This is a genomic window from Xanthomonas arboricola pv. populi, assembly GCF_002939945.1.
Taxonomy (GTDB): domain Bacteria; phylum Pseudomonadota; class Gammaproteobacteria; order Xanthomonadales; family Xanthomonadaceae; genus Xanthomonas; species Xanthomonas arboricola_A.
Genome location: NZ_MDEB01000006.1, coordinates 85,523 through 98,092, shown reverse-complemented (window position 1 = coordinate 98,092; position 12,570 = coordinate 85,523). Strand labels below are relative to the sequence as shown.

Annotated in this window: 9 protein-coding genes and 1 pseudogene; 4 read left to right on the top strand and 6 right to left on the bottom strand. The window is 66.7% G+C overall.

From position 1 onward, the window contains the following. Window positions 1-157 precede the first annotated feature (157 nt). From XaplCFBP3123_RS15745 to hemF, 3 genes are all read left to right on the top strand, one after another. Entirely contained in the window at window positions 158-874 is a 717-nt protein-coding gene (locus XaplCFBP3123_RS15745) for a hypothetical protein (protein WP_104534887.1), read from the top strand. Continuing rightward, window positions 871-1,449, top strand: a complete 579-nt coding sequence (locus tag XaplCFBP3123_RS15740) for a hypothetical protein (RefSeq protein WP_104534886.1) — start codon at window positions 871-873, stop codon at window positions 1,447-1,449. The genes XaplCFBP3123_RS15745 and XaplCFBP3123_RS15740 overlap by 4 nt, the downstream gene beginning before the upstream one ends. A gap of 597 nt (window positions 1,450-2,046) precedes the next feature. Then, entirely contained in the window at window positions 2,047-2,946 is a 900-nt protein-coding gene (gene hemF, locus XaplCFBP3123_RS15730; protein ID WP_104534885.1) for an oxygen-dependent coproporphyrinogen oxidase, read from the top strand. Window positions 2,947-3,373: 427 nt separating this feature from the next. On the opposite strand, the gene polA is transcribed toward hemF, so the two are convergent. Then, window positions 3,374-6,175 (bottom strand): DNA polymerase I, encoded by a 2,802-nt coding sequence (polA, locus tag XaplCFBP3123_RS15725; RefSeq protein ID WP_104534884.1) that lies wholly within the window; start codon window positions 6,173-6,175, stop codon window positions 3,374-3,376. Between the two features lie 77 nt (window positions 6,176-6,252). On the opposite strand from polA, the gene XaplCFBP3123_RS15720 reads away from it, so the two are divergent. Then, on the top strand, window positions 6,253-6,534 hold the full coding sequence (locus XaplCFBP3123_RS15720) for a DUF2782 domain-containing protein (protein ID WP_104535033.1): 282 nt from the start codon (window positions 6,253-6,255) through the stop codon (window positions 6,532-6,534). 268 nt (window positions 6,535-6,802) lie between these two features. Here XaplCFBP3123_RS15720 and XaplCFBP3123_RS15715 read toward each other — a convergent pair. The 5 genes and pseudogenes from XaplCFBP3123_RS15715 to XaplCFBP3123_RS15695 all read right to left on the bottom strand — a co-directional run. After that, window positions 6,803-6,999: pseudogene (locus XaplCFBP3123_RS15715) on the bottom strand (RNA polymerase subunit sigma-70); the annotation flags it as partial. A gap of 517 nt (window positions 7,000-7,516) precedes the next feature. After that, window positions 7,517-7,963, bottom strand: a complete 447-nt coding sequence (locus XaplCFBP3123_RS15710) for a universal stress protein (RefSeq protein WP_104534883.1) — start codon at window positions 7,961-7,963, stop codon at window positions 7,517-7,519. A gap of 109 nt (window positions 7,964-8,072) precedes the next feature. Then, window positions 8,073-8,654 (bottom strand): sugar O-acetyltransferase, encoded by a 582-nt coding sequence (locus XaplCFBP3123_RS15705; protein ID WP_104534882.1) that lies wholly within the window; start codon window positions 8,652-8,654, stop codon window positions 8,073-8,075. A 182-nt stretch (window positions 8,655-8,836) separates the two neighbouring features. Then, window positions 8,837-11,023, bottom strand: coding sequence for a DNA helicase II (uvrD, locus tag XaplCFBP3123_RS15700; RefSeq protein ID WP_104534881.1), 2,187 nt, complete (start codon window positions 11,021-11,023; stop codon window positions 8,837-8,839). Window positions 11,024-11,157: 134 nt separating this feature from the next. Beyond that, window positions 11,158-12,552: an FAD/NAD(P)-binding protein gene (locus XaplCFBP3123_RS15695; RefSeq protein WP_104535032.1), complete on the bottom strand. Its 1,395-nt coding sequence runs from the start codon at window positions 12,550-12,552 to the stop codon at window positions 11,158-11,160. Window positions 12,553-12,570 lie beyond the last annotated feature (18 nt).

The following is a 12,570-nucleotide window of genomic DNA, read 5'->3' as shown; positions in this document are numbered from 1 at the left end:
CCGGCGCTCACCTGCACGTACGCAACTGGCCCTAAGCTTGGCGCAGGATCGGCAGATCGCTGGCGCATTGCGCTCCCCTCTGCCGGCCCGCCGCCCGACCGGAGCGCCGCCGGCACCGCAGCGGTTTCCAATTCGCGGCGCGCAGAAGGTAATCGCGATGGGCCTGTGGGACCGTTTGTTTGGACGCAAGACCCCGGTGGCGAAGACGCCCCGAGCCGAACCGACCGCAGCGCCGGCAGCGGCAGCCGATGACACAGATACCGACGTCGAGATCGACCCGGCGCTGCAACCCGCACTGACCCTGTTCCGGCGCGGCGATCAGCTGGGTGCCTACAACGCTGCGCAGGCGCAGTTGCACCTGGGTGCCGACGCGCAACGCCTGTGCGCGCTGGCGTTGAGCGCGTTGGACCGCTATCGCGAGGCGTATCCGCACTGGCTGGCGCTGTACGAGCTGGAGCCCACCGCGCACAACGCACTGCAGTTGGCGACCACCTCGGTGATGTGCAACGAGATCGATCGTGGCGAGCAGTGGTTGCTGACCTTCGACGATTTGAACGCGCAGGAGCGCTCCACTTCGCCAGCCACGGCACGCACCAGCTTCCTCACCGCGCTGACCCGCGCCGGGCACGGCGCGCACGCGTTGCCGCACCTGGACTGGTTGCGCGAGGCCTACGCCGGAATGTCGATCACCGACAGCCATTTCCTCTACGTGCGCGGGCTGCCCTTCCTCGACGCCTTCCTGGAACGCAGCACACCGCTGTTGCGCCAGTGCCTGCCTGCCGACGCGCTGCCGGGTTGGTACGCGCAACTGCAGCCAGCGCTGGATCCTCCGGGCCAGGCCGCCGTGGCCGCCCATATCGCCTCGCTGCAATGAGCACGCCGGCACCGGCCTCCCGGCCACGCGGCGGCTTCGTCACGCCGTTGGCGTGGGTGTCCTTGTTGCTGGGCGTCGTCAGTGCGATGTCCAACCTGTTGCAGATCGCGATGATCGCGCTGATGCCCGACGCGGCGACGCTGGGCCTGCCCGAAGGGATCACCCTGCCCGCCTCGTTGCAGTGGCTGATCGATCATGCCGTGTCATTGTCGGTCATAGGCGTGGTGCTGTCGGTGGCCTTCGCATGGTTGAGCTGGGCCTTGCTGCAGCGACGCGAGTGGGCGCGGGTCGGGTTCGTAGTGGTGTTGCTGGTGACCGGGCTGCTCAATGTCGGCGGCCTGGCGTTGATCGGGCCGGTGTTCGAGGGTGTGCAGGCGATGCTGCCTGCAGATGTCCTGCACAGCCCCGAGTGGCCGCAGCTGCAGGCACGCCTGCAGGCAACACGCCAGGCGGCGTTGCTGTTGACAGGCCTGGGCGTAGTGGCAATCGGCTGTCTCCACGCGGGGCTGGCATGGCGGTTGTGCACGCCTGCGGTGCGCGCCGAATTTGCCACCGCGCGCGGGCGCAACGCATGAGGGAACAGAGACTTCGAGCCGTGGCGACGGTTAGACACGGCACGGGCCTGAATCACAAGCTCGGTGAGTCGAGGGCGCGATGCCCTCACCACTTCCGGGACCGGTAAGGTCCCCGCACCAGGACGTTTTGAGGTTGCTTCATTGAAAGCCTGCTGATTGCTCGGCTCGTCTTGGGAAACTGATTGGGCACGCTGTTACGACAACGCAGGTTATGCTCTGCTTGCAACCTGCACACCAACCATCTCCGGTGGTCCTGGTCCGCTCACCGTCGCGGGACCTTACGCGGCATGGATGCCGCGTAAGAGCCTAAACGGACGTACTTGCGGCGTGTCCCGCGAGGGTGGGCGGGCAAGGGCCCTGCAGCCAGACCGCCGATCGCATGCCCTGCTTTCGCTTCTGCTTCTGCTTCTTCTGCCTCGCCCACACCGCCCGGTCCCAGCTAGACAACACCCCGCATATGAATCCTGGCGTGGGACGACCCGGCAAAGCCTGGCTGGCCAAGCACCCGATGCCTACACGCCGCAGCGCCTCGCCCTGCGACAAACGGGCGCGCTTGCCCGACTGCAAGAAGCGCGGCACACCGCTTAGAATCGCGGCATGAACGAATTCGACCGTGTACGCGATTATTTGACCGGCCTGCAGGACCGTATCTGCGCTGCCGTGGAAGCCAGCGATGGCAGCGCGCGTTTTGCCGAAGACCTATGGCAACGCGAGGAAGGCGGAGGCGGACGCACCCGCATCCTGCGCAATGGCGCGGTGTTCGAGCAGGCCGGCATCGGATTTTCCGATGTGTCCGGCTCGCGCCTGCCGCCTTCGGCCAGTGCGCATCGGCCCGAGCTGGCCGGGGCGACGTGGCGCGCCTGCGGCGTGTCGCTGGTGTTCCATCCGCACAATCCGCATGCCCCCACCACCCACGCCAATGTGCGCTACTTCCGCGCCGAGCGCGATGGCGAAGTGGTGGCGGCCTGGTTCGGTGGCGGCTTCGATCTCACTCCGTTCTATCCGGTCGACGAGGACGTGCTGCACTGGCACCGCACCGCGCAGGCCCTGTGCGCGCCGTTCGGCGAGGAACGCTATGCCGCGCACAAGCGCTGGTGCGACGAGTACTTCTTTCTGCGTCACCGCAACGAGACCCGTGGCGTGGGCGGGCTGTTCTTCGACGACCTGGGTCAGGATTTCGAACGCGACTTCGCCTACCAGCGCGCGGTCGGCGACGGCTTCCTGGATGCCTACCTGCCGATCGTCGAGCGCCGCAAGGACACGCCCTACGGCGAACGCGAACGCCAGTTCCAGCTCTACCGCCGTGGCCGCTACGTGGAGTTCAACTTGGTCTACGACCGTGGCACGCTGTTCGGCCTGCAAAGCGGCGGGCGTGCCGAAAGCATCCTGATGAGCCTGCCCCCGCAGGTGCGCTGGGAATACGGCTTTACACCGGAACCCGGCAGCGCCGAGGCACGGTTGATGGACTATCTGGTCCCGCGCGACTGGCTAGGCTAAATCCGTCGATTAAAAAGACAGCGCCAATGAAACGCTGTGTCGATTGATTGAGATAATTCGGCCTATTTAAATTTGTGATTGCCAATGCCACCGGCGAACCATGCAATGCGATGAACCGGTCTATGTTGCAGGGCAAACTAACGCGAGGCCAGAAAAAAGCCCCGCAGACCAGGGGGAGGTCGGCGGGGCCAGGGAAACGGAAACTTGGGGAGTAGTTTCCGCTCCGAGATCTGCTCCAGGGGATGGGAGAGATCTGACGACAGGCGTTGCGCCCGTCGAGGCATATAACACCATTTTCTACATTGATGGATCGTGAAGATAAGTGTTAAAAAGATGTAGAATTTAGCGGTTATTCATTCCACCGGCGCAGGCTCGATTCGTATTATGTCTGGTCTACGCATTCAGCGTATCAGCCTTATCTGCTGCGTCAGTGCGCCTCATCCCAGTTATCGCCAACGCCAGAATCGACCACCAGCGGCACGTGTAATTCGGCAGCGGCGGACATGCGCCTGGTCACTTCGCTCAGCAGCGTATCGACGAAATCGGTCTCGGCTTCGAACACCAGTTCGTCGTGCACCTGCAGGATCATCAGCGCACGCTCGGCGTGGTCGGTGATCCATCCGTCCACGCTGACCATGGCGCGCTTGATGATGTCGGCCGCGGTGCCCTGCATCGGTGCGTTGATGGCGGCACGCTCGGCGCCGGCGCGCTGGCCCTGGCTGCCGGCGTTGATGAAGTCCAGATACAGCCGGCGGCCGAACACCGTCTCCACGTAGCCCTTGTCGCGCGCCTGCTGGCGGGTGGTTTCCATGAAGTCGCGTACGCCCGGGTAACGGCTGAAGTACAGCGCGATGTAGTCCTGCGCCTCGCCACGGCCGATGCCGAGCTGGCGGGCAAGGCCGAAGGCGCTCATGCCGTACATCAGGCCGAAGTTGATCGCCTTGGCGGCGCGGCGCTCGTCCCCGCTGACGGTGTCGATGGTGCGGCCGAACACCTCGGCGGCGGTGGCGCGGTGCACGTCGGCGCCGGACTCGAACGCGCCGACCAGGCCGGGGTCGCCGGACAGGTGCGCCATGATGCGCAGCTCGATCTGCGAGTAGTCGCAGGCGATCAGCTTGCGCCCGGCCGGAGCGACGAAGGCGCGGCGGATGCGGCGGCCGTCTTCGGTGCGGATCGGGATGTTCTGCAGGTTGGGATCGGACGAGGACAGCCGCCCGGTGGCGGCGCCGGCCTGGTGGTAGCTGGTGTGCACGCGCCCGGACTGCGGGTGGATCATCTCCGGCAGCTTGTCGGTGTAGGTGCTGCGCAGCTTAGTCAGGCCGCGATATTCCAGGATCACCCGCGGCAGCTCGTGCTGGTCGGCGATGGCTTCCAGCGCCTCTTCGTTGGTCGAGGGCTGGCCCTTGGGCGTCTTGACCACGGCGGGGAGCTTGAGCTCGTCGAACAGCAGCGCCTGCAGCTGCTTGGGCGAATCCAGGTTGAAGGTGCGCCCGGCCAGCTCGGTGGCTTTCTGCTGGGCGGCGAGCATGCGCTTGGACAGGTCCGCGCTCTGCCGGCGCAGTTCGGCCGCGTCCACGCACACGCCGTTGGCTTCGATGCGTGCCAGCACTTCCACCAGCGGCATCTCGATGTCGCGGTAGACCTGCTCCAGGCCGGGTTCTGCGGCCAGCTTGGGGCCGAGCACGTGGTGCAGGCGCAGGGTGATGTCGGCGTCTTCGGCGGCGTAGCGGGTGGCGTCCTCCAGGCTGATCTGGGCGAACGGGATCTGCTTGGCGCCCTTGCCGCAGACGTCCTCGTACTTGACCGTGTCGTAGCCCAGGTAGCGCTTGGCCAGGCTGTCCATGTCGTGGCGGGCGCTGCCGGAGTTGAGCACGAAGCTCTCCAGCAGGGTGTCGTCGCTGTAGCCGGCCAGGGCGATGCCGTGGCGGCGCATCACGTGCAGGTCGTATTTGCCGTGCTGGCCGAGCTTGCGCACCGCCGGGTCGGTGAGCAGCGGTGCCAGCTGGGCCAGCGCCTGGGCGCGGTCGAGCTGGGCCGGGGCGCCGGGAAAGTTGTGGCCGAACGGCAGATACGCCGCCTGGCCGACCTGATCGGCCACACTCAGGCCGATCAGGTCGGCCTGCAGCGGATCCAGGCTGTCGGTTTCGGTATCGAAGGCGAACTGGCCGGCGGCGCGCAGGCGCGCGATCCAGCTGTCGAGCTGTTCCTGGGTAAGGATGGTGTCGTACTGGCCGGGTGCCGACAGCGCCGGGTCCACTTCCACCGGGGCGCTGACCGGGCCGGACACGAAGCCGGTACCGCGCGCGCGGCCGGGTTCGGTGCGGGCGCTGGCTGCGGCGGCGCCGAGCGCCATCGGCTCGGGCAGCAAGCCGGCCTGGGCAGCGGCGCCGCCGAGTTCGCGCAGCGCCTGGGTGAAGCCGTAGCGGGCGTACAGCACCGCCAGCGTTTCGGCGTTGGGCTCGCGCAGGTCCAGCGCGCGTGGGCCGCTGGCCAGGGTCACGTCGGTCTTGATGGTGACCAGCGCGCGGTTGAGCGGCAGCCGCGGCAGCGCGGCGCGCAGGTTCTCGCCGATCTTGCCCTTGATCCTGTCGGCGTTGGCGATCACCCCATCGAGCGAGTCGTACTCGGCCAGCCATTTGGCGGCAGTCTTGGGGCCGCACTTCTCCACGCCCGGCACGTTGTCCACGGTGTCGCCCATCAGCGCCAGCAGGTCGACGATCTGGTCGGGGCGCACGCCGAACTTGGCGATCACTGCCGCGTCCGAATCCATGCGGCTGCCGCTCATGGTGTTGACCAGTTCGATGCCCGGACGCACCAGCTGGGCGAAGTCCTTGTCGCCGGTGGAGATGGTCACGCTCAGGCCATCGGCGGCGCCCTGCAGGGCCAGCGTGCCGATCACATCGTCGGCTTCCACACCATCGATGCGCAGGATGTCGATGCCCAGCGCATGCACGATGTCGCACATCGGCTGCACCTGCGCGCGCAGGTCGTCGGGCATCGACGGGCGATTGGCCTTGTAGTCGGCATACAAGTCATCACGGAAGGTCTTGCCCGGCGCATCCACCACGAACGCGACATAGGCCGGACGCTCCTTCAAGGTGGCGCGCAGCATGTTGACCACGCCGAACAAGGCGCCGGTGGGCTCGCCCTGGGCATTGGTCAGCGGCGGAAGCGCGTGGAACGCGCGGTACAGGTAACTGGACCCGTCGATCAGGACTAATCTGCTCATACGCCAATTCTACGCTGCACGCTCACGCCACACCTTGCCGGCGCATACTGGCCGACGACCTAGAACGGATGACGACGATGATCAGAGCGAGTCTTTTGCTGCTGCCGTTACTGCTGCTCGGCGGCTGCGCCACCAGCGGTGCGGTCGGCGATGTGCCGGCCGGTGCGGATGTCACCAGCAAGACCATGGGCAACGGCGACAAGGTCGACGAGTACCGCGTCAACGGCCAACTGGAAATGGTGCGGGTGACGCCTGCACGCGGGGCGCCCTACTTCCTGTACGACCGCGATCACGACGGGCATACCGATGCGGAGAAGGACAAGGTCAACAAGGTGTATTGGAAGCTGTATAGCTGGTGATCCGGGAATCGGGAATCTTAGAGCGTCAGCCCGGCGGGTCTTCGGGCGCCGGTTTCGGTGACGTCAGCCTTGTGTGGCTGATGCCGGGCGAGATGGCCCCGCCGGTTTCGGTACGCCGCCGCAGGACGACAGGGATTACCTGTGCTGTCGCCCTGCGGCAGCTATCGGCCGGCGGCACTCGGCCAACCCGACACTTCATCTCAGCGTTGCGCAACCGACGTCGTGGTTTTCTGCGCTGGAAGTTGCGGGGGAGCGCCTTGGCCGGCGCGGCGCGCGAGCGAAACGCCTGCTGGCCCTGCTCCAGCCGCATCCACGCCTCATGTACCAGCTCGGTCGCCTGCAAGCCCGCGCGCGAAACGCGGTTTCGCGCCATACCGTGTACACCTGCCGCGCCAATGCATCGCCCGCGCCGGGTTCGTCGCGCTGCCAGGCCTGCAACAACTCGTTGATCGGAAGCTCGGACATCCCCGTCCATCTCGCCTGCGTGCGAGTATCCCGCATTGGTAACCGGGCAGGCGTTTCAAAACCGAACGGTCGCTCGCCTGTGCCGTCCCTGGCAAACGCGCGTCAGGGGGCCCGAGTCAGGCAGCCATCGAGATGCGGGCTGCCACGTCGGTCGCATTCGCCGCGCCGCGGGCACTACATGCCGCTATGCCGCGTCATGCGCGAGCTGAGCCAGCACACGCGCCGGGATGACGCGCCGGGGCGTGCCGGCATGCCGCCGGTGCAGCCCGCACCCTTGTTGCACGCCGAAGCGTTGCGGCGTCTTGCACAAGCCAGACGCCGCGTTGCCGCTCGGCCGGAGCCGGTGGAACGCTGATCCGCGTTCGGCGTAGGAGCGTGCCTGCGCGCGATGGGGTATTGCCGGTAACGCTTCGTCGCGCTCGGGCGCGCTCCTACACAAGAACGTGCTACCAAGAGAACATGCGACTTGAGCGCGCGATACGTTGCAGGTGGTCCTGCGCAGCAGGACATCCGGCGATCAGCGGACCACCAGCACCGGAATCGAGCTGTGCGTGAGCACTTCCACCGTCTGGCTGCCGAGCAGCATGCGGCGCATGCCGCGGCGGCCATGCGAGGTCATGATGATCAGATCGCTGCTGCACTCCTTGGCAGTCTGCACGATGCCTTCGGCGGCGAAGCGGTCCAGTACGTGACGCGAAGTGGCCTTGATATTGGCCGCGGCCGCCAGCTCCAGCGCCGGGCGCAGGATCTTCTCTGCGGCCGCTTCCCGCTCGGTGCGGTACTCCGGGCTTGCCTCGTAGCCCACGCTCCAGCCCATCGCGTCGTACATGCCCATCGCCCACGGCTCGGACACGGTGACGATATCCACCTTGGCACCGGTGGCCTTGGCCAACTCCAGGCCTTGGAACAACCCGCGATGCGACAACTCGGACGCATCGATGGCGATCAGGATACGTTTGTACATGGTGACCTCCTTGGATGACCGGCCTGGCTGCCGGTGGAATCAGCCTGACAGTCCGCTGTGGCACACGCCTTGATCCGCATCAATGCCGCCACGCGGGTTGCTGCAATACTCAATCGGTTGGCGCTGCATCGGCAGCGTCGCGGCTTGCGCGTACGCGCGCCGGATTGCCCAGCGCAGTCGCGCCGGCCGGCACATCGCGGGTGACCACCGCACCGGCGCCGATCACCGCGTCGTCGCCGATGCGCACGCCCGGCAGGATGATCGCGCCGCCACCGATCCACACATTGCGCCCGATGCGGATCGGTCGCCCGAACTCCAGCCCGCTGGCGCGTCCTGCCGCGTCGCGCGGATGGTCGGCGGCATAGAACTGCACTGCAGGGCCCACCTGCGTGCCGTCGCCGATGCTGACCTCGCAGACATCCAGGATCACGCAGTTGAAGTTGAGGAACACGTCCGCGCCCAGACGGATGTTGTAGCCGTAGTCGCAATGAAACGGCGGGCGGATCATCGCGCCTGCGCCCACCTCGGCCAATCGCTCGACCAGCAGCGCGTGCCGTTGGGCGGACGGCTGCGCAGTGCTGGCGTTGTAGCGCACCATCCAGTCGGCGGCGGCCGCCTGGTCGGCCTGCAGCTCGTCATCGGCAGCGTTGTAGAGCTCGCCTGCCAGCATCTTGTGTTTTTCGGTGCGCATCGGGCCGTGGGTCTGTGTGCGTTCGATTCGAATGCAAGGGTGTCACCGATGCCGCGGTGAATGCATCGGGCGATGCACCAATGCTGCCGGCAGTGCCTTCAGGACGATCGCACTGTCCCGTCCGGATCGGGACGCGGCTGCCGTCTGCCGAGCACACCCCGCGATGCAGTGCGATTGCCCGCTTAAACCACCGTCAGATTCGCGTATGCCATTACCAGCCACTTGGCGCCGACGTCGTCGAACTGCACCTGCACCCGCGCATGCGCGCCGGCGCCTTCGTAGTCCACCACCACGCCGCCGCCGAACTTGGGATGCTCGACATTGGCACCGAGCTTGATCGGTGCGGCTTCGACCACGCCATGTACCGGTCCGCCGCGGCTAGCGCCCAGCGAGGCGGTGCGCGAGACCTGCACTTTCGGGCGTACCTCGTGCAACAGATCGCGTGGAATTTCGCGCAGGAAGCGCGAGGGCACGTTGTAGTTGTCCTGGCCGTGGATGCGCCGCGATTCGGCGTAGCACAGCACCAGCTTCTGGCGCGCGCGGGTGATGCCCACATAGGCCAGGCGCCGCTCTTCTTCCAGCCGCCCGCTTTCTTCCAGCGAGCGTGCGCTCGGAAACAGGCCATCTTCCAGGCCGACCAGAAACACGATGGGGAATTCCAGGCCCTTGGCCGAATGCAGCGTCATCAGCTGCACGCCTTCTTCGCCAGCCTGGGCCTGGCCTTCGCCGGCTTCCAGCGAGGCATAGGCCAGGAAGGCGACCAGCTCGGTCATGCCCTGACTGTCTTCATCGTCCGGGCGGGTGAAGCGCGAGGCCACCGACACCAGTTCGTCCAGGTTCTCGGTACGCGATTCCGAATCCAGCCCGCTGCGGCTTTCCTTGGCCCAATGCTCGCGCAGCCCGGAGCGCATCAGCACATGGTCGATGCGTTCGGCCAGTTCCATCTGCCCGGTTTCGGCATGCAGCTGGCCGACCAGGCTCAGGAACGTGGCCAACGCATTGCGGGCGCGGGCGGCCAGGGTGTTTTCCTGCGTGGACAGCATCGCCGCTTCCCACAGCGACAACGCATTGGCGCGTGCCAGCCGGCGCACTTCATCCAGCGTGCGATCGCCGATACCACGCGTCGGTGTATTGACCGCGCGCTCGAACGCGGCATCGTCGCTGCGGTTGGTGAGCAGGCGCAGGTAGGCCAATGCATCCTTGATTTCGGCACGCTCGAAAAAGCGCATGCCGCCATACACGCGATACGGCAACTGCTCGGAAATCAGCGCTTCTTCCAGCGCGCGCGACTGCGCGTTGCTGCGATACAGCACCGCCACTTCGCCGTAACTGCCGCCGTCGCGCACCCACTGCCGCGCGCGCTCGACCACATAACGCGCCTCGTCGACCTCGTTGTAGGCCGCATACAGATCGATCGGATCGCCGTCGCCGGAATCGGTCCACAGCTGCTTGCCGATGCGGTCCGGGTTGTGCGCGATCACCGCATTGGCCGCGCCCAGGATATTGGCGCTGGAGCGGTAGTTCTGCTCCAGCCGCACGGTCTGCGCGCCGGGGAAATCCTTCAGGAAGCGCTGGACGTTCTCGACCTTGGCACCACGCCAGCCATAGATGGCCTGGTCGTCATCGCCGACCACGAACACATGCCCGGCCTCGCCGGCCAGCACGCGCACGAAGGCGTACTGGATGGCATTGGTGTCCTGGAATTCGTCGACCAGAATCTCGCGGAAGCGCGCACGGTAATGCGCCAGCAACGCCGGGGTGTCGCGCAGCAGTTCGTGCGCACGCAGCAGCAACTCGGCGAAATCCAGCAGGCCGGAGCGGTCGCAACGTTCCTGGTAGGCCGCGTACACCTGCCGGCGCACCTCGGTCCAATCGTCATTGGGCTCGGGCTGGATATGCTGCGGACGGCGGCCTTCGTCCTTCTGCTCGTTGATCCACCAGCTCATCTGCTTGGGTGGATACTTGCCCTCGTCCAGCTCCAGCGCCTGCACCACGCGCTTGACCAGCCGCAGCTGGTCGTCGCTGTCCATGACCTGGAAGCCTTCCGGCAGCCGCGCATCCTGCCAGTGCAGCCGCAGCAGCCGATGCGCCAGCCCATGGAAGGTGCCGATCCACATCCCGCGGCTGCCGTTGCGCAGCTGCAGGTCGGTGCGGTGGCGCATTTCGCCGGCAGCCTTGTTGGTGAAGGTCACCGCGAAGATGCCGTGGTTGGGCACGCCCTGGACTTCGTTGAGCCAGGCGATGCGATGGATCAGCACGCGCGTCTTGCCGGAGCCGGCGCCGGCCAGCACGAGGTAATGCCCCGGCGGCGCGGAAACGGCCTCGCGCTGGGCGGGGTTTAAATGATCGAGCAAATGAGAGACATCCACCGCCGCATTTTACCGGTTGTGGCGTCGCTGCGGCTGAGATTGCGATGAAGCGGTTGGGAATGCGAGGCTGCGCTCGTCCGCTCATCCGCCTCTGCGGGGCACCTTCTCCCGGCGGGAGAAGGGAACAACGCCGATCAACCGCAGCCCGGCAGTCCCAACACATCCCGCGCAATCGCCGCTGCCTGCTCACGCAGCTCCGGCACCGCCAGGCTCTCCCACAACGAACCGATCCGCAGGCTGCCGATCACCCGCAACCGCGGATTGGCGCGCCCATCGGCATCGATCAGACAGCCATCGGCATCGGTATCCACCCCGATCCCATGCGGCCCGGCGACCGCAATGCCCTGCCCCAGCAGCTGCTGCAGCAGCGGGTTGCGCATCGCCTGCACGCGCATTTCCACGCCGGTGGCGTTGACCAGCGTCTGCACATCCAGCTGCAGGGCATGCCCGGCACTGGCGCCGGCACTGACCCGCACGCAGGCGCCGGCCTGAAACGCCACCTCCAGACGCGCGCGATGCAGCTGCAATTGTCCGCGCGCGCGCATCGCCTGCAGCTGCGCATGTACCGGCACGGCGATGCGATGACGATGCACGTCCCAATAGCGCACCACGTGGCGCAGGAAGCGGCGCTGGTCGGCGATCGACAGCGTTTGCCACAAGGCCTGGCTCAGCGGGCGCACACGCTCCATCACGCTCTGCCAGGGCAGGCCTTGCGCCATCGCAACCTGCGCGCACTGCCGCAAGCTGCGCATCCGCGCACGCAGCGACAGCGCCAGCAACGGTTGCGGATCGAAGTCCGCCGCAATGCAATGCGCCTGCGGCAACGGCAGCAGCCCATGCCGCGACACCACATGCACCGAACCGCGATGCGCCTGCGCGGCAAGCGTCACCACCGTGTCGGCCATGCTCAGTCCCGAGCCGACGATGCACACCGCCGCGTCCTGCGGCAACGCGGCGACCGCGTCGGTATCCCAGGCTTCCACCCGCTGCGTTGCCGACAGGCCGGTGGCCCCGCGCAGCGGCAACGGCCGTAACGCGTTGCCTACCGCCAGCACCACGCTGCTGGCCTGCAGGGTGTGTCCATCGTCGAGCTGCAACAGCGCGCCATCGGCATCGCATTGCAACATCTGTACGCGGGCGCTGTGCACGGTGAGCGTCGCCGGCCCCTGCGCACGCGCGGCCTGCAGGCGATCGCGCAGGTAAGGCGCGTAGTGACGACGCCCGACGAAGTGCTGCGGCAGCTGCGCGTCCTCCAGCTCCGGGCAGCAGCCGTGCGCGCGCAGGTAATCGACGAAATCCTGCGGCGCCTCCACCAACGCACTCATCCGCGCGGCGGGCACATTGAGCAGATGTTCCGGCCGCGTGGTGGAGTACGCCACGCCCTCGCCCAGCATCGGGTGCGGCTCGATCAGCACGATCTGCACCGGCGCCGCGGCCTGACGCAACAGTTGCAGCGCCACCAGCACACCGGATGCGCCACCGCCAACGATGGCGATCACTGCATCGCCGGGATCACGCAGTTCATTCATCCGGCAATTGTAGGCGAT